This window comes from Streptomyces sp. SCSIO 30461, assembly GCF_037023745.1.
In the GTDB taxonomy this organism is placed as follows: domain Bacteria; phylum Actinomycetota; class Actinomycetes; order Streptomycetales; family Streptomycetaceae; genus Streptomyces.
In genome coordinates this window covers 7,239,038-7,263,376 of the sequence record NZ_CP146101.1, presented here as the reverse complement: position 1 = coordinate 7,263,376, position 24,339 = coordinate 7,239,038, and the positions used below count along the sequence as shown (strand labels likewise).

The 24,339-nt window shown below is 71.3% G+C and carries 19 protein-coding genes; 15 read left to right on the top strand and 4 right to left on the bottom strand.

The genetic code is table 11. The annotated features are described in order from the left end of the window. Positions 1-111 precede the first annotated feature (111 nt). On the bottom strand, positions 112-1,476 hold the full coding sequence (locus V1460_RS32570; RefSeq protein WP_338677183.1) for an SWIM zinc finger family protein: 1,365 nt from the start codon (positions 1,474-1,476) through the stop codon (positions 112-114). A gap of 206 nt (positions 1,477-1,682) precedes the next feature. Between V1460_RS32570 and V1460_RS32565 the strand changes: the two genes are divergently transcribed. The 7 genes from V1460_RS32565 (at position 1,683) to sucD (ending at position 10,877) form a co-directional block, all read left to right on the top strand. After that, positions 1,683-2,795 carry an AAA family ATPase gene (locus V1460_RS32565; RefSeq protein WP_338677182.1) on the top strand — a complete coding sequence of 371 codons (1,113 nt, stop codon included), beginning with the start codon at positions 1,683-1,685 and terminating at the stop codon, positions 2,793-2,795. Further along, positions 2,792-5,170, top strand: a complete 2,379-nt coding sequence (locus V1460_RS32560; protein WP_338677181.1) for a DUF5682 family protein — start codon at positions 2,792-2,794, stop codon at positions 5,168-5,170. Before V1460_RS32565 ends, V1460_RS32560 begins: the two co-directional genes overlap by 4 nt. Next, entirely contained in the window at positions 5,167-6,351 is a 1,185-nt protein-coding gene (locus V1460_RS32555; protein WP_407077565.1) for a VWA domain-containing protein, read from the top strand. Before V1460_RS32560 ends, V1460_RS32555 begins: the two co-directional genes overlap by 4 nt. Before the next feature lie 97 nt (positions 6,352-6,448). Further along, complete coding sequence (locus V1460_RS32550; RefSeq protein ID WP_338677180.1) at positions 6,449-7,480, top strand: hypothetical protein; 1,032 nt, start codon at positions 6,449-6,451, stop codon at positions 7,478-7,480. 84 nt (positions 7,481-7,564) lie between these two features. Then, positions 7,565-8,476: a hypothetical protein gene (locus tag V1460_RS32545; RefSeq protein ID WP_338677179.1), complete on the top strand. Its 912-nt coding sequence runs from the start codon at positions 7,565-7,567 to the stop codon at positions 8,474-8,476. Positions 8,477-8,788: 312 nt separating this feature from the next. After that, complete coding sequence (gene sucC / locus V1460_RS32540; RefSeq protein WP_338677178.1) at positions 8,789-9,967, top strand: ADP-forming succinate--CoA ligase subunit beta; 1,179 nt, start codon at positions 8,789-8,791, stop codon at positions 9,965-9,967. Positions 9,968-9,992: 25 nt separating this feature from the next. Continuing rightward, positions 9,993-10,877 carry a succinate--CoA ligase subunit alpha gene (gene sucD, locus V1460_RS32535; RefSeq protein WP_338677177.1) on the top strand — a complete coding sequence of 295 codons (885 nt, stop codon included), beginning with the start codon at positions 9,993-9,995 and terminating at the stop codon, positions 10,875-10,877. Between the two features lie 134 nt (positions 10,878-11,011). On the opposite strand, the gene V1460_RS32530 is transcribed toward sucD, so the two are convergent. Continuing rightward, positions 11,012-12,529, bottom strand: coding sequence for a sigma factor-like helix-turn-helix DNA-binding protein (locus V1460_RS32530; protein WP_338677176.1), 1,518 nt, complete (start codon positions 12,527-12,529; stop codon positions 11,012-11,014). Positions 12,530-12,659: 130 nt separating this feature from the next. Here V1460_RS32530 and V1460_RS32525 point away from each other — a divergent pair, with 130 nt between their 5' ends. Then, positions 12,660-14,384: a DUF6350 family protein gene (locus V1460_RS32525; RefSeq protein ID WP_338678303.1), complete on the top strand. Its 1,725-nt coding sequence runs from the start codon at positions 12,660-12,662 to the stop codon at positions 14,382-14,384. Here the strand turns inward: V1460_RS32525 and V1460_RS32520 are convergent, their stop codons facing one another. Next, positions 14,385-15,218, bottom strand: coding sequence for a hypothetical protein (locus tag V1460_RS32520; protein WP_407077564.1), 834 nt, complete (start codon positions 15,216-15,218; stop codon positions 14,385-14,387). It lies immediately after the preceding gene. 262 nt (positions 15,219-15,480) lie between these two features. Here V1460_RS32520 and purN point away from each other — a divergent pair, with 262 nt between their 5' ends. Both purN and purH read left to right on the top strand, forming a co-directional pair. Further along, entirely contained in the window at positions 15,481-16,104 is a 624-nt protein-coding gene (purN, locus tag V1460_RS32515; RefSeq protein WP_338677175.1) for a phosphoribosylglycinamide formyltransferase, read from the top strand. Positions 16,105-16,115: 11 nt separating this feature from the next. Further along, positions 16,116-17,666, top strand: a complete 1,551-nt coding sequence (gene purH / locus V1460_RS32510) for a bifunctional phosphoribosylaminoimidazolecarboxamide formyltransferase/IMP cyclohydrolase (protein ID WP_338678301.1) — start codon at positions 16,116-16,118, stop codon at positions 17,664-17,666. A 94-nt stretch (positions 17,667-17,760) separates the two neighbouring features. Here purH and V1460_RS32505 read toward each other — a convergent pair whose 3' ends face one another. After that, positions 17,761-18,489 carry an RDD family protein gene (locus V1460_RS32505; protein ID WP_338677174.1) on the bottom strand — a complete coding sequence of 243 codons (729 nt, stop codon included), beginning with the start codon at positions 18,487-18,489 and terminating at the stop codon, positions 17,761-17,763. Positions 18,490-18,710: 221 nt separating this feature from the next. Between V1460_RS32505 and V1460_RS32500 the strand changes: the two genes are divergently transcribed. The 5 genes from V1460_RS32500 (at position 18,711) to V1460_RS32480 (ending at position 23,988) form a co-directional block, all read left to right on the top strand. After that, positions 18,711-19,577, top strand: a complete 867-nt coding sequence (locus V1460_RS32500) for a bifunctional methylenetetrahydrofolate dehydrogenase/methenyltetrahydrofolate cyclohydrolase (RefSeq protein ID WP_338677173.1) — start codon at positions 18,711-18,713, stop codon at positions 19,575-19,577. Positions 19,578-19,583: 6 nt separating this feature from the next. Beyond that, positions 19,584-20,273: a DUF3017 domain-containing protein gene (locus V1460_RS32495; protein WP_338677172.1), complete on the top strand. Its 690-nt coding sequence runs from the start codon at positions 19,584-19,586 to the stop codon at positions 20,271-20,273. Positions 20,274-20,989: 716 nt separating this feature from the next. After that, positions 20,990-22,027: a helix-turn-helix domain-containing protein gene (locus tag V1460_RS32490; RefSeq protein ID WP_338677171.1), complete on the top strand. Its 1,038-nt coding sequence runs from the start codon at positions 20,990-20,992 to the stop codon at positions 22,025-22,027. A 313-nt stretch (positions 22,028-22,340) separates the two neighbouring features. Continuing rightward, positions 22,341-23,330, top strand: a complete 990-nt coding sequence (locus V1460_RS32485; protein ID WP_338677170.1) for a malate dehydrogenase — start codon at positions 22,341-22,343, stop codon at positions 23,328-23,330. Between the two features lie 112 nt (positions 23,331-23,442). Further along, the gene (locus tag V1460_RS32480) at positions 23,443-23,988 is read left to right on the top strand and encodes a histidine phosphatase family protein (protein WP_338677169.1); all 546 of its coding nucleotides are present in this window, start codon (positions 23,443-23,445) and stop codon (positions 23,986-23,988) included. Positions 23,989-24,339 lie beyond the last annotated feature (351 nt).

The following is a 24,339-nucleotide window of genomic DNA, read 5'->3' as shown; positions in this document are numbered from 1 at the left end:
TGCCGGCGATCGGCGGGAAGCAGCGCGAGGCAGGTGGGACGCGCCCCGAGTCGGCTCGTGCCTTCCCTCCGAAGGCGGAGCCCCGACCGCAGGGCGCTTCCCCGCTCCGGCTCACTCGCCGGTGAGGGCGACCGTCTCGGCGTTTCCGTCCGACCATGCGGCCAGGGGTGTGAAGCCCCGGTGGCCGAGCTCGCCGAAGACCGTGACGGGGCCGCCGCCCGAGAGGGCGGCGAGTCGCCACAACCCGGTGCGGGACAGAACCGGCGCGGCGACCGGCAGCGCGGAGCGGCCGTCGGCGTCGGCCAGTTGCCAGTGGTCGTCTCCGGGTATCGGGACCACCCCGGACAGCGTGCACGGCCAGGAGTCCAGCCAGGGGTCCTCGCTCAGAGCCGCGCCGTAGGCGGCGATCCCCTCCGCCGCGGTGTGCCCCGGAGGCGGCGCCGTGATCGGGGACGGCTGCCCGAACCGCTGCCCGACATCGGCGCGCAACTGCCTGGCTCCCGCATGCGGAGTCAGCTCGGCGTCGATCGTCAGTCCCACCGGAAGGGCCAGTTGCGGCGCCCGCCCGGCCGCTCCATAGGAGAGGAGCAGTGCCGTGCGGCCGGTGCCGCGGCCGTGCAGCCATATCCGACGAGTGGTGATCTTGCCGTCCGAGGTGTCGTACTGCGCGAGCACCAGCCAGTCGTCCCTGACCGCGGGGGCTTCAGGGGGCGAGGTCAGTCCGACCTTGGTCCGCACGGTCGCCGCCAGTGGCTCCGGCAGCCGTGCGCGGTCCAGCCACGCCCGGTCCAGGAGGTGGAGCAGCGCGCACTCCTCGAGCAACCGCACCGGCCAGCCCGGCCCGGAGCCCGGCACCGCACCCAACTCGCGGACCCGTGAAGCGAGTCCGGGAGCCTGGGCGTCGACCATGCGGGCGGCCGTCTCCTCCCACAGCCCGTATCCGGCCTGTTCGGCCTCGGCCAGCCCGCCGCGCAGCACATCGGCCAGCCGCTGCTCCAGTTCCGTCGCCCCGGCGGTGATACGAGCCGCCCGGCGATCGGCCCGCCGTCGTGCCGCCTCCGGGTCGGCCGACTTCGCGGACCGGCCGCCGCTCGCGCCCCCCTCCTCCTTCCGGGCGGCGCGCCCGCGCCGCCCGCAGAGCCACTCGTCGGCCCAGTCGGGCACCTCCCCGTCCGAGACCGCCGCTTCGTCGCCCGACCAGAGCAGCAGCAGTCCCAGCGCGTGCTTGCAAGGGAACTTCCGGCTCGGGCAACTGCACTTGTACGCGGGGCCGGTGGCACCGGCGATGTCGACGATCGTCTGATACGGCCTGCTGCCGCTGCCCTTGCACAGGCCCCAGACGGCTCCGGACGCGCCGCAGCCCGTGCCCGACCACGGGCCGGCAGTGCCGAGTTTGCTTCCCGCCTTGCGTGACGCGACGTCAGGAGACAGTGCGAGCACCTGCTCCGCAGTCCAGCGAACCCCCTGCTGATTCATGGGAACGACGCTACGACCCGCCACTGACAATCGTGCCGACCAGCGCGTTCCCCCGATCCGGCGGTGTGGGCGGCTCGGCGCCCGGGCTCGCGGCAACCCCGCGCGCACACCCCCGACTTCGGCCGCGCTCCAGGGAAGCGGCCCGATTGTCAGTGCCGTGGTGCACCGTGGAATCCACATCCGGTCGAACGATCTGGAGGGGATACATGACCATGCCCGAAAACCGAGCCGAGGCAGACACCGAGGTCCTGCGACCCCATGCCGAAGACGCCTTCGCCGATGAGCTCAAGGCCATTGCCGCGGCAGACGACCGGCCGCGGCCGGCCCACTGGCGGCTGTCGCCGTGGGCCGTGGCCACGTATCTGCTCGGCGGCATCCTGTCCGACGGGACGGTGATCACGCCGAAGTACGTGGGACCGCGCCGGATCGTCGAAGTCGCGGTCACCACGCTCGCCACCGACCGCGCTCTTCTTCTGCTCGGCGTGCCCGGCACGGCCAAGACCTGGGTCTCCGAGCACCTCGCCGCGGCCGTCAGCGGAGATTCCACGCTGCTGGTGCAGGGCACGGCGGGCACTCCGGAGGAGGCCATCCGCTACGGGTGGAACTACGCCCAGTTGCTCGCCCACGGCCCGAGCCGGGACGCCCTGGTGCCCAGCCCGGTGATGCGGGCCATGTCCGAGGGCATGACGGCACGCGTCGAGGAGCTCACCCGCATCCCCGCGGATGTTCAGGACACGCTCATCACCATCCTGTCGGAGAAGACCCTGCCGATTCCCGAGCTGGGCCAGGAAGTGCAGGCGGTCCGCGGATTCAACCTCATCGCCACGGCCAACGACCGGGACCGTGGGGTCAATGATCTGTCGAGCGCGCTGCGCCGCCGGTTCAACACGGTGGTGCTGCCGCTGCCCGCCACCGCGGACGACGAGGTCGACATCGTCTCCCGGCGAGTCGACCAGATAGGGCGCTCGCTCGATCTGCCCGCCGTGCCCGAGGGCGTCGACGAGATCCGCCGGGTCGTCACGGTCTTCCGCGAGCTGCGGGACGGGATGTCCACCGACGGCCGGACCAGGCTCAAGTCCCCCTCGGGAACACTCTCCACGGCCGAGGCGATCTCCGTCGTCACCAACGGCCTCGCGCTGGCCTCCCACTTCGGTGACGGCGTGCTGCGGCCCGGTGATGTGGCGGCGGGCATCCTCGGCGCGGTGGTCCGCGATCCGGCGGCGGACCGTGTCATCTGGCAGGAATATCTGGAGACGGTCGTGCGTGAACGGGACGGCTGGAAGGACTTCTACCGCGCCTGCCGTGAGGTGAGCGCATGACGACAGCCGTCACCACGGCGGGGCACGGCACAGGACCCGCGGCCGTCACCGCTTCCGGAGGGGAGAAGCGGTGGCCGGGGCGTGAGCCCTTGGTGCTGGGGGTACGGCACCACGGCCCGGGTTCGGCGCGGGCCGTGCGGGCGGCACTCGACGCCGCCATGCCTCGTGCGGTGCTGATCGAGGGGCCGCCCGAGGGCGACACCCTGCTGCCGCTCGCCGCCGACCCGGCCATGGTCCCGCCCGTCGCCCTGCTCGCCCACGCCGTGGACGATCCGGGACGTGCGGCCTTCTGGCCCATGGCCGCGTTCTCGCCGGAATGGGTCGCCATCCGCTGGGCCCAAGGACACGACGTGCCGGTCCGGTTCATCGACCTACCCGCCGCCCACTCGCTGGCCGCGGCCGCGGACCCCACCTGGGGCGACGACGAGGACGAGGCGCACCCCGGTGGCGACGACGAGGCGGCGTCGCTGCGGATCGATCCGCTCGCGGTGCTCGCCGAGACCGCCGGATACGACGATCCGGAGCGCTGGTGGGAGGACGTGGTCGAGCACCGCGGCGAGAGCGGTGGGGCCGCCCAGGTCGACCCGCTCGCGTCGTTCGCGGTGGTCGGCGAGGCCATGGCCGCTCTGCGTGAGGAGTACGGGCACGGTGGGCGGGACCGTGACCTGGTGCGTGAGGCGTATATGCGGGTCCAGCTGCGCGCGACACGCAGGGAGTTCGGCCATGAGGTCGCCGTCGTCTGCGGCGCCTGGCACGTCCCCGCGCTCACCGCGAAGTCCACGGTCACCGCGGACCGTGCCCTGCTGAAGGGCCTGCCCAAGGTCAGGACCGAGACCACCTGGGTGCCCTGGACCCACCGCAGGCTCGCCCGGCGCACGGGCTACGGAGCGGGAATCGACTCGCCAGGCTGGTACGCGCACCTGTTCGGCGCGACCGACCGTCCCGTCGAGCGCTGGATGACCAAGGTCGCCGGACTGCTCAGGGACGAGGACCGGTTCGTCTCGTCGGCGCATGTCATCGAGGCCGTACGGCTCGCCGGGACACTGGCCGCGATGCGCGGCCGTCCGCTCGCCGGTCTGGGCGAGACGACCGACGCCGTACGCGCGGTGATGTGCGAGGGCTCCGATGTGCCGTTGGAGCTCGTCCGCGACCGGCTGGTCATCGGCGATGTGCTGGGAGAGGTGCCCGACTCCGCGCCGGCCGTCCCGCTCCAGCGCGACCTGGCCCGGCTCCAGCGCGGTCTGCGGCTTAAACCGGAGCTGCTGGAAAGGGAGTTGGAGCTCGATCTGCGCAAGCAGACCGACGCCGCTCGCAGCAGGCTGCTGCACCGGCTGCGGCTGCTGGGTGTCGACTGGGGTGCCCCGGCGGCCGGCCGGGGCTCCTCCGGCACCTTTCGGGAGACCTGGCGGCTGCGCTGGGAACCCGAGCTGTTCGTCAAGGTCGCCGAGGCGGGGGTCTGGGGCACCACGGTGCTCGGCGCGGCCACCGCGCGAGCCGAGTCGGATGCCGCGTCGGCGACCGCGCTCGCCGACGTGACCACCCTGGCCGAGCGCTGTCTGCTGGCCGAACTACCGGACGCCCTTCCGGTGGTGATGAAGGCGCTCGCCGACCGGGCGGCTCTGGACGCCGATGTAGGCCACCTCGCCCAGGCTCTCCCCGCGCTCGCCCGCTCCCTGCGCTACGGGGACGTGCGGGCCACCGGTACGGCGGCACTCGGGGAAGTGGCGACCGGGCTCGCCGAGCGGATCTGTGTGGGCCTGCCGCCTGCGTGTACGGGACTCGACACGGATGGCGCCGTCGAGATGCGCGGCCACCTCGACGGCGTGCACACCGCTATCGGTTTGCTGGCCGGCAGCGATGAGCTGAGCGCGCGCTGGACGGAGGTGCTGCGCAAGCTGGCGGTGCGCGACAGCGTGCCCGGGGTGATACGAGGGCGCGCGGCACGGCTCCTGCTGGACGAAGGCCGCCTCGACGAGGACGAGGCGGCCCGGTTGATGAGCCTCGCGCTCTCACCCGGTACCCCGCCCGCCGACGCCGCCGCCTGGATCGAGGGCTTCGTCGGCGGTACGGCGGGCGGGGGGATGCTGCTGGTCCATGACGAGCGGCTGCTCGGACTGGTCGACGCCTGGCTGACGTCCGTGCCCCCGGACGCGTTCACGGACGTACTGCCGCTGCTGCGGCGTACGTTCTCGGCGTATGAACCCGGTGTCCGGCGCACCCTCGGGGAGCTGGTGCGCCGCGGCCCGGCGGCTTCGGGCACGGTGCCCGCCGCGGGGGAGCCCGGAGCGCCTGGTTTCGGCGCCGGAATCGACGAGGCACGAGCCGATGCCGTGCTGCCCGTACTGAGACTGATCCTGGAGGGGGACCGCGTATGACCGCGGCAGCGGCCGATGCCATGCAGACCGGTGACGAGCGCCTCAGGCGCTGGCGTCTGGTGCTCGGCGGCGGGGTGGCCGACGGCACCGGCTGCGCCCTGGCCGGTACGGACGTCGGCATGGACGCGGCACTGGGCGCCCTCTACGGCAAGGGGAACAGCCAGGAGCGCGGCACCGGAAAGCGCTCGGCCGGCCTTGAGGGATCGGCACCCAATGTGGCGCGCTGGCTCGGGGACATCCGTACGTACTTCCCGAGCTCCGTCGTCCAGGTCATGCAGCGCGACGCGATCGACCGGCTCGGCCTCAGCACCCTGCTGCTGGAACCGGAGATGCTGGAGGCGGTCGAGGCCGACGTACACCTGGTCGGCACGCTGCTCTCCCTGAACAAGGCCATGCCCGAGACGACCAGGGAGACCGCCAGGGCCGTGGTGCGCAAGGTCGTGGACGACCTGGAGAAGCGGCTGGCCACGCGCACCCGCGCGACCCTCACCGGAGCGCTGGACCGCAGCGCCCGCGTCAACCGGCCGCGCCACCGGGACATCGACTGGGGCCGCACGATACGGGCGAACCTCAAGAACTACCTCCCGGAGCACCGCACGGTCATCCCCGACCGACTCATCGGTTACGGTCGCGCGGCGCAGTCCGTGAAGAAGGACGTCGTGCTCTGCATCGACCAGTCCGGCTCCATGGCGGCATCGGTGGTGTACGCATCGGTGTTCGGCGCCGTGCTCGCGTCGATGCGTTCGATCGCGACCCGGCTGGTGGTCTTCGACACGGCTGTCGTGGATCTGACGGACCAGCTGGACGACCCGGTCGATGTGCTGTTCGGCACCCAGCTCGGTGGCGGCACCGACATCAACCGCGCGCTGGCCTACTGCCAGTCGCAGATCACCCGCCCCGCGGACACCGTCGTCGTCCTCATCAGCGACCTCTACGAGGGCGGCATACGCGACGAGATGCTGAAGCGGGTGGCGGCGATGAAGGCGTCCGGAGTGCAGTTCGTCGCCCTGCTTGCACTCTCCGACGAAGGCGCTCCGGCGTACGACAGGGAGCACGCGGCGGCGCTGGCCGCACTGGGAGCGCCTGCCTTTGCCTGCACCCCCGACCTCTTCCCAGAGATCATGGCTGCCGCGATAGAAAAGCGGCCCCTGCCCATACCGGACATGGCGACCCATCAGTAACAAGGGACTTGCGTGACCCCCGCAGTCCCATGCGAGCATCGTCCCGTTGCCATCGGAGGGCCACCCTCCGCTACCGGGGAGGGCTTGACCCGTTTTGTTGTCCACCGCTGCGCTGCCCGCAGCCGCCGCGCGCCCTGTGCGTGAGGTGGCACGGCGCTATGCGGTGTGCGCTGTGCGGGTGTTGCTGCTCGTCGCCGGGCTGACGGTGCTGGGGCTGGCCCTTGGCACCGAGGCGCAGGCGGCGGAACGGCCCGGTGCGGAGAAGCTGCTGGAGCGCGTGGTCGCGAACGAACCGATGGACAGGGCCGATGACACCGGCCTGGAGGCCTCCCGGCCGGACGGCACAGAGTTGGACGGCGGTGGGCTGGACGGTACGTCGATGGCGAGGCAGGAGACACCGCGGCAGCCGGTGGACCTTGAGTCGTCGGTGGGTTCGGAGCCGTCGGCGGATTCGGTGGAGCCGTCGCGGTCGACGGCCGGACGTGACGGGGCCGCGGTGGCGACCCGGGCCGGAGCGGCGGCTGTCGGGACGGCGGTCAAGCGGGCCGTCACGCCTGTTGCCCTGCGGGTGGTCGAGCCGGTCGCGGAGGCCGAGCCCTTCCGTGAGGCCGTCACCACGACCACCCGTACAGCCGGTCGGCTCATGGCCGGGCGGACGTGCCCGGTGGCCGTCGGGGACGGGCTTGGCGGGGGGCAGTTCGTGCCCGTCGCCGTGACCGTCCCGGTGGCGACCGTTGTTCCGGTGCCGGGGCGCAGTCCGGTTTCCGCAGGGTCCGCGGCGGAGGGTCAGCTCGTCGCACCCGCACCCGCACCCGCACCCGAGTTCTCGGACATGGCCCCGCGAACCGCCCCGCCGGGCCCTCCTGCGCAGTACCTCGCCGACGCCTTTCTCGGGCGCGGCGGGAGCCTTCCGACGGCGCCCGGTCGCGCACCGGGCGCACCCGGAGGGCCGGGTGGAAGCGCCGTACTCCAGGTCGCCGGTGACGGTCACCCGCACCGCTCGGGTGACCCTCAGGGCGCATGGTTCTCACGTGGTGCGGCGTTCGTCCTCATGCGTGGATCCAGGCAGCCGGCCGATGGCGCCGGGCTGCGTGAGTGCCACCGCGACATCCTCGAATTCCCCGGATAGGGCAGGCCTTTCCCCCGCCTGAGACCTGCCGCGCGGGGGCGGAGCAGGTCTGCCCGACCCTCGGATCCGAAGGAAACACCCGATATGAACAAGAACATCCGCCGTTCCATCGCCGTCGCGGCCGGTGCCGCCGGTATGTGGGCCGTCGGCACCGCCGCAGCCGCTGCGGACGAGCTGTCCTCGCCGTCCCTCTCCACCCCGGACCAGGCCGCCGACCTGGCCCAGGACAAGTCCGCGGACATCCGGGACCTCGCGGAGGCCGCAGACGTCGACCGCTCGCGGGCCGTGTCCGCGGCCACCGGTACGGCGCGGGACGCTGCCGCGTCCAAGCCCGTGGCGTCGGCGCCCGCGGCTTCGGCGGTGTCGGCCGCGGACCGGGCACGGGACCGGGCACGTGGCGAAGTCCGTCAGCGCATCGAAGCCACGGCCGAGTCGACGTCGATCGACACCGAGATCGACTACCTGTTCGGTCCGCTGTCCGCGTTCGTCTCGGAGTTCGAGCAGGCGCCGGCGCACGCCCACTCCGCGATCGATGCGGCCGGCCCTGCCGTGGACGAGACGGCGCAGGACGCCCTGCCTCCGATAGCGGGCCGGGCCGTGGCCAGTGTCGCCCCGGTCGCCGGTCAGGCAGTCGGTGACGCCGGTGGTCTCGCCACGGGCGTCACCGCAGACGTGCCGCTCTTCGCGCGCGGGGTCGTCGCCGAGGTGGGGCCGTTCGCCGGTGGGGTGACCGGGTCGGTCGCACCGCTTGTCGGAACCGTCGCCGATCAGGTCAGGCCCGTCGCCCACGGTGTGGGTGATTCGACCGGCTCCTTCGCCGGCGGGGTGGCCGGTGAGTCGCGGCCATTCGCCCAGGACCTGACCGACACGGCCGTCGCCACGCCTGTCGTGTCCCACGCGGTCTCCGGCGCCCAGGACGCTGTCACGGCCACTACCCCGAGTTACGCCGACAGTGCCACCCGGCACGTCACCGAGCATGTGATCCACGTGCGCTGAGTCAGCCCCCGCTGACCTGCGCCGGGCGATTCGGCGGTTCCCCGCTCTGCGGCTTCACGGGCGGCCTCCATTGGGGTGGGGGCCGCCCGCTGCGTACGCTGCCTGTGACCGGTATCACCGCCGCTCTGTGATCTGCGATTTAGGGACCCAAGGCCCTCGGGGATACGCTGCGAGACGGACATGCCGCGTGCCCGGCCACCGTGTACGCCTCCCTAGTGACAGCGCAGTCACGTTGCCCTTCGCGGCACGCCCACGCAGACAACGAACCGCGAATCACAACTGCGACGATTAGAAGCAAAGGGACGGACGCGCGTGGACCTGTTCGAGTACCAGGCGAGGGACCTCTTCGCCAAGCACGGTGTACCGGTGCTGGCCGGTGAAGTCATCGACACGCCTGAGGCGGCGCGCGAGGCGACCGAGCGAATGGGCGGCCGTTCGGTCGTCAAGGCACAGGTGAAGGTGGGCGGCCGCGGCAAGGCCGGTGGCGTCAAGCTGGCCGGCACGCCGGACGAGGCCGTCGCCCGCGCCACGGACATCCTCGGTATGGACATCAAGGGCCACACGGTCCACAAGGTGATGATCGCCGAGACGGCTCCCGAGATCGCCGACGAGTACTACGTCTCGTACCTCCTCGACCGCACCAACCGCACCTTCCTGGCCATGGCCTCGGTCGCGGGTGGCATGGACATCGAGGAAGTCGCGGCGACGACCCCCGAGAAGCTCGCCAAGATCCCGGTCGACGCCAACGACGGCGTGGACCGGGACAAGGCCCGCGAGATCGTGGAAGCCGCCAAGTTCCCGGCCGAGGTGGCCGAGCAGGTCGCCGAGATCCTCGTGACGCTGTGGAAGACCTTCATCGCGGAGGACGCCCTCCTCGTCGAGGTCAACCCTCTGGCCAAGCTCGCCGACGGCCGTGTCCTCGCCCTCGACGGGAAGGTGTCCCTGGACGCCAACGCCGAGTTCCGGCACCCCGAGCACGCCGAGCTGGAGGACAAGGCCGCGGCCAACCCGCTCGAGGCCGCCGCCAAGGCCAAGGGCCTCAACTACGTCAAGCTCGACGGTGAGGTCGGCATCATCGGCAACGGCGCGGGTCTGGTCATGTCGACCCTTGACGTCGTCGCGTACGCCGGTGAGAACCACAGCGGTGTGAAGCCCGCCAACTTCCTCGACATCGGTGGTGGCGCCTCCGCCGAGGTCATGGCCAACGGCCTGGAGATCATTCTCGGCGACCCGGACGTCAAGTCCGTCTTCGTCAATGTCTTCGGCGGCATCACCGCCTGCGACGCGGTCGCCAACGGCATCGTGCAGGCCCTGGAGCTCCTCGAGTCCAAGGGCGAGGCCGTCACGAAGCCGCTGGTCGTGCGGCTCGACGGCAACAATGCGGAGCTGGGTCGCCAGATCCTGGACGACCGCAACCACCCGCTCGTGCAGCGTGTGGACACCATGGACGGCGCGGCCGACAAGGCCGCCGAGCTGGCTGCTGCCAAGTAACAAGGGACGAGGTCACAGACTCACCATGGCTATCTTCCTCACCAAGGAATCCAAGGTCATCGTCCAGGGCATGACCGGCTCCGAGGGCCAGAAGCACACCAAGCGCATGCTGGCTTCCGGCACCAACATTGTCGGTGGCGTGAACCCGCGCAAGGCGGGCACCACGGTCGACTTCGATGGCACCGAGGTCCCCGTCTTCGGCTCCGTCGCCGAGGCCGTCGAGAAGACCGGCGCCGACGTGACGGTCATCTTCGTCCCGGAGAAGTTCACCAAGGACGCGGTCATCGAGGCGATCGACGCCGAGATCGGCCTCGCGGTCGTCATCACCGAGGGCGTCGCGGTGCACGACACCGCCCAGTTCTGGGCGCACGCGGGCGCCAAGGGCAACAAGACCCGCATCATCGGCCCGAACTGCCCGGGTCTGATCACCCCCGGTCAGTCGAACGCCGGCATCATCCCGGCCGACATCACCAAGCCCGGACGCATCGGCCTTGTGTCCAAGTCCGGCACGCTGACCTACCAGATGATGTACGAGCTGCGTGACATCGGCTTCAGCTCCTGCGTCGGCATCGGCGGTGACCCGATCATCGGCACCACCCACATCGACGCCCTGGCCGCCTTCGAGGCCGACCCCGACACGGACCTGATCGTGATGATCGGCGAGATCGGTGGCGACGCCGAGGAGCGTGCGGCCGACTTCATCAAGGCGAACGTCACCAAGCCGGTCGTCGGCTACGTCGCGGGCTTCACCGCCCCCGAGGGCAAGACCATGGGCCACGCGGGTGCCATCGTCTCCGGCTCCTCCGGCACCGCACAGGCGAAGAAGGAGGCCCTGGAGGCCGCCGGCGTGAAGGTCGGCAAGACGCCGACCGAGACGGCCAAGCTGGCGCGCGAGATCCTCGCGGGCTGAGCCTCGTCCGACCGAGGCCGGCAGGCCCCAGCGGCCCAGGACAGGAAGGGGCCCGCGCTCCGGGAGACCGGGCGCGGGCCCCTTTACGCGTTCCCGGGCCTTGGTCGTCCCGCGTCCCCTCGCGTCGAGGTCGATCAACCGATACACGGGGTGAGCCGCCCCGGTCCGTTCAGCGGATGGTCCCGGAGCAGCTGACGCAGTTCGGTGCTGTCCGGAGTCTCCGCCATCGGCCCCGGGTTCGACGGCACCCCGCCGACCGAGTGGCCCGGGCTCCCGGTGGCCTCGCGGACACCGCTGAAGATCATGCTCAGCAACGAGGCCCCTAGTATGGCGGCGGCGAGTCCGTACGAGGCGCGGGTCCAGAACTGCGTGCGCTTCTCGCTGCACGCCCGCATCTCACTCGCGGGTGCGAACTCGGGTGCGGGCAGGGCCGCTGCGAGTCCGGCCAGTCCTTCGTGCAGCGCGTCCGGCTCCCGCAGCTCGGGAACACGCTCGGCGACGGCCGCGCGCGCGTTCAGCAGCCGGGTGGCGGCAGCCGGGGTGCTCGCCTCCGTCTCCGCGGCGGTCTCGGGAAGGTCGAGCCCGAGCCCGTCGTACAGCAGCAGGGCGCGACGGTACGAGGGCGGCAGCGAGAGCAGGGCGTCGCGGAGCGTCCGGCTGGCCGACGGGCCGGTGCGTGCCGGGCTCTCCGGGCCTTCGGGGCGGTCGGGCTCCGTGCGGTGGCCGCGGCGGAGCCGGTGCCAGGGCGACATCGCGTACTCGTACGCTGCTACCCGCAACCAACCTGCAGGATCGGGGTCGACGGCCACTTCGGGCCAGCGTTGCCACGCTCGGTGAAAGGCGTTCTCGACCGCCTCCAGGGAGAATTCCCGGTTGCCGGTGAGCAGATAGGTCTGTCGTACCAGGCAGGAGATCGTGCGTCTGTACAGCAGGTCGAATGCTTGCTCGGAGGTCCTGGGTGCGGGTTCCCCCACGGGGTGCGGCGAGGGGTGCAGCAGCTCGGCGGCGAGCTGGGCCAGGTGAGGGTGGACGCGGTCCTCGACCGCGTGGGTGCTCGCCGCGGATATGGAAGTGGTCTCGGACGCGGTGGCACGCCCAGGTGTCGGCTCGTGGTCCCGCGCGGCCTCCCCGGGCTCCGCCTCACTCGCCGCCGCTGCCGGTGGCTCCGTGCCGACCTTCGGCAGCACCAGGGTGTCATCGGTGCGGTCGTCCTGGTCCCGGGTGGCCTCCGCCCAGCCGGCTTCCCGCTCCGCCTGGGCGACGGGCGTGTCCTTCGCCGCCAGCTCCGCCTGATACGAGGCGAGCAGCCTGGCGTAGGCCACGCGTTTGCGTCCGCGCGGGCTGATCCGACCGGTTTCCCAGGAGCGGACCGTCGCCCGGGTGACTCCGACGGCCTGTGCGAGCTGCTCCTCGCTGAGGGACTTGGACTCGCGCAGTCGGCGTCGCTCTTTGGGAGGCGGCAGTTTGGCGGCGTGCTTGGTGTGCGTGGCGGGTTCGCCGGTCCTGGGTGGCGGCTTGGGACCCTCGGCCGCTTCGGCGTTCTCGCCCTGCTCGCCCTGCTCGTGCTGCTCGCCCTGCTCGTGCTGCTCACCCTTCTCGCGCTTCTCGGCGTTCTCACGGTTCTCGGCGGGGTCCGGGGTGCTTCGCCTCATGGAGGCTCCATGGGGGTCGGTGACGGTGCCGTTACGAACGGTACATAAAAGTATCTTCTGCGACACCACGGCTATTTGCTCGTTACCCGGATCAATCGGGCCATCTTGGCAGCATGGCCGAGTGACCCAGATGACTGACCGCAGCCCCGCGGAAGCGGTGGCCGTACAGGGTGCCCGGCCGCCCGCCGTCCTGCTCACGGCAGCCGTGCTGCGAGGTGTGATGGCGGCCGGGCTCGGCTTCGGCGCGCTGGCGGTCCCGGTGACCCTGATGTGGATCAGCTCGCCCTATCCGGACAGCGGACCGCGTGGAGCGCTGCATGTGGCCTCCGGGTTGTGGCTGCTGGCGCATGGCGCGGAACTCGTCCGAGCGGACACTCTTTCGGGCGCCCCCGCGCCCGTCGGGGTCGTACCGCTGCTCCTGGTGGTGCTGCCCGTGTGGGCGGCGCACCGCGCGGTGCGTGACACGCTCGAATCGGGGGCAGGCGCCCGAGGCGCGGTGGGGCTGGTGCTGGCCGGGGTGACCTGCGGATATCTGACGATCGCCGCGGTTGTGGCGGTGCACTCCACTGGTGGCGCCCTCGCAGCCGAACCGCTCAGCACTGCGGTGCACCTGCCCGCCGTGACCACCCTGTCGGCGGCGGCAGGTGCCTGGACGGCCTGCGGGCGACCGCTCGGACCACTCCCCGATTGGGTGCCCGAGGCCCTGTGCACCCCCCGCGTACGCATCCGGTGCGTCGTCGCGCTGCGTGCGGCGGGTGCGGCGACCGCGACCCTGGCGGGCGGTGGTGCCCTGTTGCTCGGGGTGTCCCTGGCGTGGCACAGGCAGTCGGCGGGGGAGTCCCTCGTATGGCTCGCGGCGGACTGGCCCGGGCGCATCGCGGTGGTGGTGCTGGCCCTGACCCTCGTGCCGAACGCCGCCGTGTGGGGGGCCGCGTTCGCTCTCGGTCCCGGCTTTGCGCTCGGCACAGGCGGCGCGGCGGGGCCGCTCGCCGTCACGGGAGACCCCGGGCAGCTCCACTTCCCGCTGCTCGCGGCGATGCCGGCGCACGGCCTTGAGGCGCCGCTGATGGCGGCGTGTGCCGCCGTGCCCGTGGCGGCGGGCGGTGTCATCGCCCGGTGTGCGAGCCGTGCGGCGTACGCCGGGCGCGCGGTGGACGGCGGCAACCGGGGTGACGGTAAGGACGGCTCCTGGGGACGCCGTGAGACAGCCCGCGTCGCCCTGCTCTCCGCCGCGCTGTGTGCGGCGCTCATGGCGCTGCTGGCGGCTTGGGCCGGCGGCCCGCTGGGGACAGGGAGGCTGGCCGCCTTCGGTCCGGTCTGGTGGCTCACCGGCGCGGCGGCGTTCGTCTGGACGGCGGCGGTCGGCGTCCCGGCTGCGGTCGGTGCGCACACCTGGCGCATGCGCCGCGAGTCCCGCGGCGACGGGCCGGTGGCTTCGCTCCGCGAGGTCTGCTCGTCGGTGTCGAAGCGGGCGGCGCTGAAGCTCGCGGCTCTGGAGCGGAGCACGGGGGGCGGGACCGGCCCGGAGCTGCCTGCCGCCGGTGCGGAGCCGGTGCCGGGGGCTGGGGTGGGTGCCGGACCGGGGGCTCCGGAGCAGGACGGTTCCGACTCGGAAGCCGTATCCGTATCCGTGTCGGGTTCCGTGTCGGGTTCCGCATCCGCACCCGACTGTGCGGGCGCCGACACGCATACGGAACCCGATACGGAGACGGAACCCGGCGTGGATGCAGCCGCGGGCTGCCCGCATCCCGAAGGGGGTGGGGGCGCGGGTGCGGAGACGGGCTCGGCTCCGGCGGCCCAGAGCCCCAGGCCGGACCCTGATGCCGCCCCTGGGGTCCGGCATGACCGGCCCTGACTACTCCTGGACGCCGATCACCTTGCGCAGTGAATCGGGCAGCAGCTCGTTGCACGCGAGCTGGCCCGACTTGGTGAGGGCGTCGTCCCGGCAGGTGTAGAAGTCCTTGTAGACGAGCTGCATCGTGAAGGTCGTGGCCACCATCAGGAGCGCGACTACCGCCATGACCATGCCGCTGACCGCGGCTGTCACCTGGGGTCTACCCCCACCCGCCTGAGCGCCCGCACCGCCGGCCGCCGCCCCCGAGCCGCCGGCCACGCTCGCTGCGTTCGCCGCCGAGGCCTCGCGGCGCGACTTGGCGCGCAGTGAGCTACCGCCCCAGTACAGCGCCAGCACGCCGAGCAGCAGGGCGATCTCCGCGAGGTCGAAGAGCACGAAGAAGAACGCCCACATGCCCGCGAGCAGGGCGTAACGGGCTCGTCGTTGCGCCGGGTCCGTCGGATCCCAGCGCATACCGCTCCCCGGGCCGCCGCCCTCGGGCCCGCCCTGCCCGCCGGGCCTGCCGCCGAAGCCGCCGCCCGATGAGCGTCCCGGCTGGCGGCTGCTCCACTGGCCGCCGCTCCAGCCCGACGACGAACCCCTGCCGCCTTGGCTGCCGTCGCCCTCGTCGGTGCCGTCTCCCTCGCCCCCGGCTCCCTGCCGCGGCTGCCACGGCCGGTCGGGCGAGCCCTCGGGGGGCGGGGCGAAGGGGTTGCTGTCGTCTCGGGACTCCTCCGTGGGTTCCGCGGACTGGCGATCACGCAGCAGCGTGGACCCCAGCATCAGGGAGCGCTGCTCGCGAGCGAGCGGGAAGCGGAGAGCCATGCGGCGGCTTCGGTCCGGCGTGGACGGCATGTGACGAGTGTCTTCCCCTCTGGCTACTGCTGAGTACCGCCGGGTCTCCGGCTGTGCTCGAGCACTTCCGTCCGCGGAAGTGCCCTGCCCCAGACGCTACCTCCCGGCCACGCCCCCGTCCCGTGGGGGCCGCTTGGTGTGCCGGTATCGTTGCTGACGGTCGACGGCTTCGTAGAGTTCCCCGTATCACCGGACTCGTTTTGTTCGTATGACCATACAAACGCAATCACGCCCGCTGTACCGCAACGCGAAAAGAGTCCCCGTGGCCGTCGCCCGCCTCGTCGTCCTGGTCTCCGGATCCGGCACCAACCTCCAGGCGCTGCTCGACGCCATCCACGCCTATCCCGGGGGGCCCGCAGGCTTCGGCGCCGAGATCGTCGCCGTCGGCGCCGACCGCGACGGGATCGCCGGTCTCGAGCGCGCCGAGCGCGCCGGGCTCCCCACCTTCGTGTGCAGGGTCAAGGACCACGCCACCCGCGAGGAGTGGGACCGCGCGCTGACCGAGGCGACCGCTGCCCACGAGCCGGACCTCGTGGTGTCCGCGGGCTTCATGAAGATCGTCGGCGAGGCCTTCCTCGCCCGTTTCGGCGGCCGGTTCGTGAACACGCACCCCGCCCTGTTGCCCAGCTTTCCCGGGGCTCACGGCGTCCGCGACGCGCTCGCGTACGGCGTCAGGGTCACCGGATGCACCGTCCACTTCGTCGACGACGGCGTCGACACCGGTCCGATCATCGCGCAGGGCGTGGTGCACGTACGGGACGAGGACGATGAAGCCGCTCTTCATGAGCGCATCAAGGAAGTCGAGCGTCAGCTGCTCGTCGATGTCGTGGGGCGTCTGGCCCGCAACGGCTACCGCATTGAGGGACGAAAGGTAGTTATCCCGTGACCGCCGAAACCATGAAGCGGCCCATCCGGCGCGCGCTGGTCAGCGTCTACGACAAGTCCGGCCTGGAGGAGCTCGCCCGCGGGCTGCACGAGGCCGGGGTGGAGCTGGTCTCCACCGGATCGACCGCGGGCCGCATCGCCGCCGCCGGTGTCCCGGTCACCAAGGTGGAGGAGCTCACCGGATTCCCCGAGTGCCTCGACGGCCGGGTAAAGACACTGCACCCGCGCGTGCACGCCGGGATCCTCGCCGATCTGCGCCTCGACGCGCACCGTGAGCAGCTCGCGGAGCTTGGCGTCGAACCGTTCGACCTCGTCGTGGTGAATCTCTACCCCTTCCGCGAGACCGTGGCCTCGGGTGCGAGCCCCGATGAGTGCGTCGAGCAGATCGACATCGGCGGCCCTTCGATGGTCCGCGCCGCCGCCAAGAACCACCCTTCCGTTGCGGTCGTCACCAGCCCCGCGCGTTACGCCGACGTACTGACCGCCGTCGCCGCCGGCGGCTTCGACCTGACCGCCCGCAAGCGCCTCGCCGCCGAAGCGTTCCAGCACACGGCCGCTTACGACGTGGCCGTGGCGTCCTGGTTCGCGTCCTCGTACGCCACAGCCGAGGACAGCGGCTTCCCTGACTTCATCGGCGCCACCTACCGGCGTTCCAACGTGCTGCGCTACGGCGAGAACCCCCACCAGGACGCCGCGCTGTACGTCACCGAGGCGGGTGGCGGGCTCGCGCAGGCCGAGCAACTGCACGGCAAGGAGATGTCGTTCAACAACTACACGGACACGGAGGCCGCGCGGCGCGCCGCGTACGACCACACCGAGCCGTGCGTGGCCATCATCAAGCACGCCAATCCCTGCGGTATCGCGATCGGCGCCGATGTCGCCGAAGCGCACCGCAAGGCGCATGCCTGCGACCCGCTGTCGGCGTTCGGCGGGGTGATCGCTGTCAACCGCCCGGTCTCCGTGGCGATGGCCGAGCAGGTCGCCGAGATCTTCACCGAGGTCATCGTGGCCCCCGGCTACGAGGACGGTGCGGTCGAGGTCCTCGCCCGCAAGAAGAACATCCGCGTGCTGCGCTGCCCCGCTGCCCCCGCGGCACCGGTCGAGGTCAAGCCGGTCGACGGTGGCGCCCTGCTGCAGGTGACCGACCGGCTCCAGGCGGACGGCGACGACCCGGCGAACTGGACGCTGGCCACCGGCGACGCGTTGGACTCTGCTCAGCTGGCGGAACTCGCCTTCGCCTGGCGCGCCTGCCGCGCGGTGAAGTCCAACGCGATCCTGCTCGCCAAGGACGGTGCTTCGGTGGGCGTGGGCATGGGCCAGGTCAACCGTGTCGACTCCGCGAAACTGGCGGTGGAGCGTGCGGGTGAGGAGCGCGCGGCCGGCTCCTACGCCGCGTCGGACGCGTTCTTCCCCTTCCCGGACGGTCTGGAGATCCTGACCGCGGCGGGCGTCAGAGCCGTGGTACAGCCGGGCGGTTCGGTGCGGGACGAGCAGGTCGTCGAGGCCGCGAAGAACGCGGGCGTGACCATGTACTTCACAGGGACGCGTCACTTCTTCCACTGACCGGTGGACACCGAAAGGCCGTAGCCCCTGGAATTCGCCGGATGGCGGGGCTACGGCCTTCATCGCCGCGTCGGGTGGTGACGCGGCGCGGGTGTTACTTCTTGACGACCAGGGTGCCGGCGGCGCGGTCGTGCCAGCCCTGGACCTTGCCCGAGTTGTCGAAGAAGGGGGACAGGTAGACCAGCAGCTGGCCGATACCGCAGAGCAGCGCACCGGCCATCGGGATGATCCATCGGATGAAGCCGCCGCCGACGCCCGGGACCTGACCCGTGTTCTCCTTCACGACCTTCAGCCCGAGGGCCATCTTGCCGACGGTGCCGCCGAAGAACGCGACCATCAGCCACTCGTAGAGCAGCCCGACGAGGGCGAAGATCATGATGAAGCCGAACATCGCGGCGAACACGCCGCCGGCGGCCTCGGAGGCGTCGTTCATGCAGGTCTCGTAAGCAGGGGTCAGCGGATCGAGCTTGCTGCACTCCTGGAGGTCGTTCGCCGCGCTGCTGGCGCCCGCGAGGCCGATCGCGCTGAGGATGAAGTAGACGACTGTGTAAATGACGCCGTCGATCAGTCGGGCGCCGAGTCGGCGTCCCATCGTGGCGATCTCGACGGTGCCCAGCGCCGGGATGTTGATGTAGCCGTTGTTCGCCTGGATCGTGCCGGGGGCCTGCGGAGCCTGCGGGTACTGCCCAGGCTGCTGCGGGTAGCCGTAGCCCTGCTGGGGGATGCCCTGCGGCGCCTGCTGCGGGTAACCGTACCCGGGCTGGCCCTGAGGCGGCTGCTGGGGCTGCTGCCCGTAGGGGTTGTTCGGGTCGCCGAAGCTCATGGCGAGGATTCCTCCGTTGGATTGCGGGGACGGCGCGGTCCTGACGGAGGAGAGTCACGAAAACTAGCGGTTTGCCCCCCGACACTGCGCCAGGACATCGTGGTCGAATGACCGGTTTTTTGTCCAGCCGATAAGAGTATGTGTTGCATAAGTGCAATCTCGTGTCGCCGGGTGGTGACCCGAATTGGAACAGGACAGGGGTCATCCGCGAGGATGGGCTCATGACCGCCCAGATTCTCGATGGCAAGGCCGCTGCAGCCGCTATCAAGTCCGATCTGACCGCCCGCGTGGCGGCGCTCAAGGCTGCGGGCGTCACGCCCGGCCTGGGAACGCTGCTCGTCGGTGAGGACGTCGGCAGCCAGAAGTACGTGGCTGGAAAGCACCGTGACTGCGCGCAGGTGGGCATCGCGTCCATCCAGCGCGAACTGCCCGCCACCGCCTCGCAGGAGGAGATCGAGGCGGTCGTCCGGGAGCTCAACGACAACCCCGAGTGCACGGGCTACATCGTGCAGTTGCCGCTGCCCAAGGGCATCGACACCAATCGTGTGCTGGAGTTGATGGACCCGGCCAAGGACGCGGACGGGCTGCACCCCATGAACCTGGGGCGCCTGGTGCTCAACGAGAAGGCGCCGCTGCCCTGCACCCCGGCGGGCATCATTACGCTGCTGCGCCGTCACGGCGTGGAGATCAACGGTGCGCATGTCGTGGTCGTGGGGCGTGGGGTCACCATCGGGCGACCGATGCCGCTGCTGCTGACTCGCAAGTCCGAGAACGCGACGGTGACGCAGTGCCACACCGGCACCCGCGACCTGTCCGCCCAGATTCGGCAGGCCGACATCATCGTCGCCGCCGCGGGTGTGCCGCACCTGGTGAAGCCGGAAGACGTGAAGCCGGGCGCCGCTGTGCTCGACGTGGGTGTCAGCCGCGACGAGAGCGGGAAGATCGTCGGCGATGTGCACCCCGGTGTCGCGGAGGTGGCGGGCTGGGTCGCTCCGAACCCCGGCGGCGTCGGCCCGATGACCCGTGCGCAACTGCTGGTCAATGTTGTCGAGGCGGCCGAGCGGGCCGCAGCCGGCGCCACGGGCTGAGCGGTCATGGGCAAGCCCGCACCGGGGCCGGACACCCCGGATCGTGACGCCGAATCGGAAGACACGGACGAACCGCTTGAATCGCTCGACGGAACGAGTTGCGAGCCGCCGCACGAAGGAACGAGCAGCGAGCCGTTGCTCGACCGAGCGAGTGACGAGCCGAGTGGGGTGGGTCGTGACGAACCACGCGTCCAGCCGGCTGACGCGGTGTCCGGCGTGACGCGTGACGAGCCGTCCCCGGAGGGGCATTCGGACTCCTCCGGAGGCGGCGAAGGGGAAGTCCGGCAGGCGAGCGCGTCCCGGTCCCGTCGTCCGCCCAAGGTCACCCGTGACACCGCCCGCCCGGAGGGCGGCGGGCGGGCGGCACCCGGAGACGCCCCGGCGCCGGCCCGCCAGTGGCCGCTGCTCACGGTGATCGGGCTGGCGGCGCTCGGACTGCTGATCGTCGGCACCGACCCGTTCCCGCAGTCGTTCCGCGTCGGCACGGTGCTCGTCGGTGTCGCCTTGCTCACCGGAGCGGTGCTGCGGCGAGTGCTGCCCTCCGTGGGCATGCTGGCGGTGCGTTCACGGTTCACCGACATGGTCACGTACGGGTTGCTCGGAGTCGTGATCGTGCTGCTCGCGCTGATGGCTCAACCCGAGCCCTGGCTGGAGATCCCGTTCTTGGAGGACGCGGTCCGCTTCACCCTTCGCTAAGGGCTGTCCCGCAGGCCCCGGCGGGCGCACGACGCCGGCTACTGCCTCCCCCGGCGCCAACTCCGCGTCTATCCAGGGAAAACCGACGGCTGGGGATCTTATGGGACGCAGGTCGGCCGAGGTGGTGGCAAACGAGGGTCGAGTCCGGCCGAGCCCTCCCTGGGAGAGGCGGCGGTGTCCGGCGGCCCGCTCGGGGACGGCTCGTTCTGCGGTGGATCGCTCCGGGATCGCCTGCCCGTGGACGGCTCGGGTGCACCGCCGTGCGGGTGTTGTGGCTTCGTTCGTGCTGTCGGCGGCTGGGGTGGCGGGGGTGCTCGTGGCCGCGCTCGTGCTCGTCCGACGCCTGTGTCGTGCTCGTTCGGCTTGTGCGCTGCCGCGCTGTGACGGGCCCGCCCTCTCCCCCGTGGGAGGACGGGCGCCGCCATGGGCAACAGCGTCATGCGCGCGCCAAGCGTGACGCAAGCGCGATCAGGTGTCTGTGGCGCGGAGGTGACGATTCCGCCGTGGTGTGAACGTGGCGCGCGGATGCGAGACTGGGGCGGGCTTTCTGGACGCGAGCACACATGGGCGTGCGTATATGTCCCGAATGCCCCCGTGCGCCCGGGGCATAGGAACTAACATCCTGACTCTGCGCGTCCCTCCCGGCGACCCGGGGTTGTGGCAGGGGCACTACAGCGCGGGGCACATCAGGCACGTCGGGGGGACAAGGGGGAGCAATGCCTCGTTGGAAGGCGCTACCGGAAGAGCTGGACCCTCAGGTCAAGGAATTCGCCAACCAGCTGCGGCGGCTCGTGGACCGCAGTGGGCTGAGCGTCGCGGCCGTCTCGGACCGGACGGGATTCAGCAAGACGTCGTGGGAGCGCTATCTGAACGGCCGGCTGCTCGCACCCAAGCGCGCGATCGTGGCGCTCGCCGAGGTGACGGGTACGAACCCGGCCCACCTCACCACCATGTGGGAGCTGGCGGAGCGTGCCTGGAGCCGCTCCGAGATGCGGCACGACATGACGATGGAGGCCATCCGCATTTCGCAGGCACGGGCGGCGCTCGGGGAGTTCGGCGCGGACGCGCCGGGCCTGTCGGGCGGATCCGGCCCGAGGGCAGGCTTCTCGAGGACAGCGGAAGCGTCCGGCCCTGGCGGTGATGCGTACGGTGATGCCCACGGTCCCGCTCGGGAGGGTGGGCTGCACTCCATTCCCCAGCAGCGTGCCGGAGGGCGTGCCGCCGAGCCGGGTGCGGTGGGTGGGCGAGGCGGTCGCAGCAGGGCGCCGCTGTTCATCGCAGGTGTCGTCGGCGCGCTGCTGGTGGTCGCGGCAGCCGTACTGCTGACGGACCTCGGGGGTGGTGGTGACAAGCCCGAAGGCCGGACCGTGGCCGAGGCGCCGTCCGCCACTCCCCGCATCAGCGCCCCCGAGCTGCCCGCAGGGGTCAAGTGCTCCGGTGCCGACTGCACGGGTCAGGACCCGGAGAGCATGGGGTGTGGCGGTCAGCTCGCCGTGACCTCCGCGCGAGCCACCGTCGGTACGGCCGTGGTCGAGGTCCGCTACAGCGAGACCTGCGCGGCTGCCTGGGCGCGGATAACCGAAGCGGCGGCGGGGGACACGGTATCGATATCGGCGGGCGACGCCGCGGAGAACGGCCTGGTCAACGCGGACGGCGACGCCTACACCCCGATGGTCGCGGCGACTTCGGAGGCGGAGGCCAAGGCCTGCGCGACCCTGACGGCCGGGACGAAGGGATGTACGACCGAGCAGTGAGCAGTGAGCAGTGAGCAGTGCGCGCGGCGCAGGGCGCCCCACGCGTTCCGTGCCGCCGCGCCCCCGAACGCGCCCGCGCGCCCTGCCGGCCGGAGTGCGGCCCGAGTGAGCCGCACCACATGGGGGCGGCACTGCGCAGGGGGCGGCAGTGGGGTGGCTCCGGGTCGGATAGCCTGACGCCGGATATCTCTTCACGTCGAGAGATCGATCACGACGGTGTCTTCATCGCCACGACGCATCGATCACGCCGGTGCGGTGATATCCAGCACCCGGGGCAGGGAACCCCACCGCCAGCTGTCTTACGGAGATCGCTATGACCCGCACTCCCGTGAATGTCACCGTCACCGGCGCGGCCGGCCAGATCGGTTACGCACTGCTCTTCCGCATCGCTTCCGGCCAGCTGCTCGGCGCGGATGTGCCGGTCAAGCTGCGCCTGCTGGAGATCCCGCAGGGTCTGAAGGCCGCCGAGGGCACCGCCATGGAGCTCGACGACTGCGCCTTCCCGCTGCTCCAGGGCATCGAGATCACCGACGACCCGAACGTGGCGTTCGACGGAGCCAACATCGCGCTGCTGGTCGGCGCCCGTCCGCGGACCAAGGGCATGGAGCGCGGTGACCTGCTCTCCGCCAACGGCGGCATCTTCAAGCCGCAGGGCAAGGCCATCAATGACCACGCCGCGGACGACATCAAGGTCCTCGTCGTGGGCAACCCGGCCAACACCAACGCGCTCATCGCGCAGGCCGCGGCCCCGGACGTACCCGCCGAGCGCTTCACGGCGATGACCCGCCTCGACCACAACCGCGCGATCTCGCAGCTGGCCGCCAAGACCGGCGCCGCCGTCTCCGACATCAAGCGCCTCACCATCTGGGGCAACCACTCCGCGACCCAGTACCCGGACATCTTCCACGCGGAGATCGCCGGCAAGAACGCGGCGGAGATCGTCAACGACCAGGCCTGGCTGGCGGACACCTTCATCCCGACCGTCGCCAAGCGTGGCGCGGCGATCATCGAGGCCCGCGGCGCCTCGTCCGCGGCCTCCGCCGCCAACGCCGCCGTCGACCACGTCCACACCTGGGTCAACGGCACCGCCGAGGGCGACTGGACCTCCATGGGTATCCCGTCCGACGGCTCCTACGATGTGCCGGAGGGGCTGATCTCCTCCTTCCCCGTCACCTGCAAGGACGGCAAGTACGAGATCGTCCAGGGTCTGGACGTCAACGAGTTCTCCCGCACCCGTATCGATGCGTCCGTCGCCGAGCTGGCGGAGGAGCGCGAGGCGGTTCGCGGCCTCGGCCTCATCTAGTTCATTCGGATGCCATGCGGCTTCCGCCGCATTCAGTAACTTCGCTCTGGGGCGCCACACCGCGGTGTGGCGCCCCAGAGCGCTTTGACGGGCCCTGTGTCAACCTGGGGCCATGACTCCCGGTAGCGGAAACGAGCAGAGCGGCATCCGTCTGGTGCTGCTGCGGCATGCCAAATCCGCGAGGCCTCAGGGCGTCGAGGACCATGAGCGCCCGCTGGCCCCGCAGGGCCGTGACGACGCCGCGGAGGCCGGCCGGTTGCTGCGCGAGATGGACTGCGTACCGGATCTGGTGATCTGCTCCCCGTCCCGCCGCACCCGCGAGACCTGGGAGAACGCAGCCGCGCCCCTAGGTGGCGGGCAGCTGCCGGTGACCTACGACGACCGGGTGTACGAGGCCGGATCCGATGAGCTCATGGCCGTGCTGCGCGAGGTGTCCCCGGACACGGTCACGGCGCTGCTGGTGGGCCACAACCCCGGCATCGAGGAGCTTGCCGCCGCGCTCAGCGGCGACGCGGACCCGGACTCCCTCGCCTGGATGACGGAGAAGTTCCCCACCTCTGCCTTCGCCGTGTTCGCCGTGGACACCGGCTGGTCGGCACTCGGCGCCGGAGCGGCCCGGCTGGTGTCGTTCGTCGTGGCCAGGGCGTCGCACGACTGACCTGCCGGGCGTTCACGACCCATCGGCGCCGAGTACGAGCGGTGGTGCGCGGTAGCGGTGCGCGGCGAAAGGGCACCGGCACACGGGACGCCGGTGTTCCGCCTCGTCGCTGGTGTTTCCGCCTCCGCTGACCAGGTGGGGTTGCCGGGGCCGCACCGGGTAGCCGTCGAGCCCGGCACCGGCGTATGTGTCACGTAGCGGTAGTGCTCGCTCGCTCTCCGTCGCGCCATACGTGCTGACCTCTGCCGGAGCGCGGCCCCCTCGTGTCGTCGCCCGGCGTCCCAGGCCTCTCGGTCTGCCCGACAGGAGTGAGGCCGGCCACTTCCGGCCAGCCTCCACGCATGCTTTCCC

Bases quoted from the DNA above. Each gene is read 5' to 3' on its own strand.
- V1460_RS32530 (WP_338677176.1), bottom strand. From the start codon at position 12,529: ATGAGGCGAAGCACCCCGGACCCCGCCGAGAACCGTGAGAACGCCGAG.
- V1460_RS32490 (WP_338677171.1), top strand. From the start codon at position 20,990: ATGCCTCGTTGGAAGGCGCTACCGGAAGAGCTGGACCCTCAGGTCAAG.
- sucD (WP_338677177.1), top strand. From the start codon at position 9,993: ATGGCTATCTTCCTCACCAAGGAATCCAAGGTCATCGTCCAGGGCATG.
- V1460_RS32505 (WP_338677174.1), bottom strand. From the start codon at position 18,489: ATGAGCTTCGGCGACCCGAACAACCCCTACGGGCAGCAGCCCCAGCAG.
- V1460_RS32495 (WP_338677172.1), top strand. From the start codon at position 19,584: ATGGGCAAGCCCGCACCGGGGCCGGACACCCCGGATCGTGACGCCGAA.
- V1460_RS32565 (WP_338677182.1), top strand. From the start codon at position 1,683: ATGACCATGCCCGAAAACCGAGCCGAGGCAGACACCGAGGTCCTGCGA.
- V1460_RS32555 (WP_407077565.1), top strand. From the start codon at position 5,167: ATGACCGCGGCAGCGGCCGATGCCATGCAGACCGGTGACGAGCGCCTC.
- V1460_RS32500 (WP_338677173.1), top strand. From the start codon at position 18,711: ATGACCGCCCAGATTCTCGATGGCAAGGCCGCTGCAGCCGCTATCAAG.
- V1460_RS32525 (WP_338678303.1), top strand. From the start codon at position 12,660: ATGACTGACCGCAGCCCCGCGGAAGCGGTGGCCGTACAGGGTGCCCGG.
- V1460_RS32560 (WP_338677181.1), top strand. From the start codon at position 2,792: ATGACGACAGCCGTCACCACGGCGGGGCACGGCACAGGACCCGCGGCC.
- purH (WP_338678301.1), top strand. From the start codon at position 16,116: ATGAAGCGGCCCATCCGGCGCGCGCTGGTCAGCGTCTACGACAAGTCC.
- V1460_RS32545 (WP_338677179.1), top strand. From the start codon at position 7,565: ATGAACAAGAACATCCGCCGTTCCATCGCCGTCGCGGCCGGTGCCGCC.
- V1460_RS32480 (WP_338677169.1), top strand. From the start codon at position 23,443: ATGACTCCCGGTAGCGGAAACGAGCAGAGCGGCATCCGTCTGGTGCTG.
- V1460_RS32485 (WP_338677170.1), top strand. From the start codon at position 22,341: ATGACCCGCACTCCCGTGAATGTCACCGTCACCGGCGCGGCCGGCCAG.
- V1460_RS32520 (WP_407077564.1), bottom strand. From the start codon at position 15,218: ATGCCGTCCACGCCGGACCGAAGCCGCCGCATGGCTCTCCGCTTCCCG.
- V1460_RS32570 (WP_338677183.1), bottom strand. From the start codon at position 1,476: ATGAATCAGCAGGGGGTTCGCTGGACTGCGGAGCAGGTGCTCGCACTG.